Annotated in this window: 1 protein-coding gene; it reads right to left on the bottom strand. The window is 31.3% G+C overall.

The annotated features are described in order from the left end of the window. Positions 1-37: 37 nt before the first annotated feature. Positions 38-280, bottom strand: a complete 243-nt coding sequence (locus LE190_RS22235; protein WP_088161677.1) for a hypothetical protein — start codon at positions 278-280, stop codon at positions 38-40. Positions 281-485: the final 205 nt, after the last annotated feature.

Here is a 485-nt window from a genome sequence, read left to right as displayed (position 1 = left end):
TACTGATAGTTATTTACCCATATGATTGAGTATGCAATTAATCTTTATAATTGGGCTTGCCCGGAGTAAAGCGCACAATAGATTGATCCAATCGGAGGGTGTCTGCTACAGTGATTAGATCTTCTTCGACAATAAAATTTTGATCAATAGCGGTCTTTATTGTTGTAAAATCCTCTTGATCGGCATCCTGAAAATAGAGGAGGGATTGAATCGTAGATACAGCCACCAGTTCGAGCAATTCGTTTTCACCTTCTAATCCAACATAGAAAAAATCTGCCATAATAATGATATTTGATGTTATACGAATATACTTTTTTTATTTTTAAAATTTGTCAATTAGCACGAGAACTTCTTGAAGAGTGATAGACACTATGTCAAAAAGTTGTTGAAATTTTTGTTTCTTTGAAACAGTTTTGGGTAGCCATCGTAAAATATATTATATTTGATATAGTCATTTTAAAGATAATTAACAATAAGTTTTAATA

Origin of the sequence: Massilia hydrophila, from assembly GCF_020208145.1 — a bacterium.
Taxonomy (GTDB): Bacteria; Pseudomonadota; Gammaproteobacteria; order Burkholderiales; family Burkholderiaceae_D; genus Telluria; species Telluria hydrophila.
The sequence above is the reverse complement of the archived record's forward strand: the minus strand, read 5'-3'. Positions and strand labels throughout refer to the sequence as shown.

Bases quoted from the DNA above. Each gene is read 5' to 3' on its own strand.
- LE190_RS22235 (WP_088161677.1), bottom strand. From the start codon at position 280: ATGGCAGATTTTTTCTATGTTGGATTAGAAGGTGAAAACGAATTGCTC.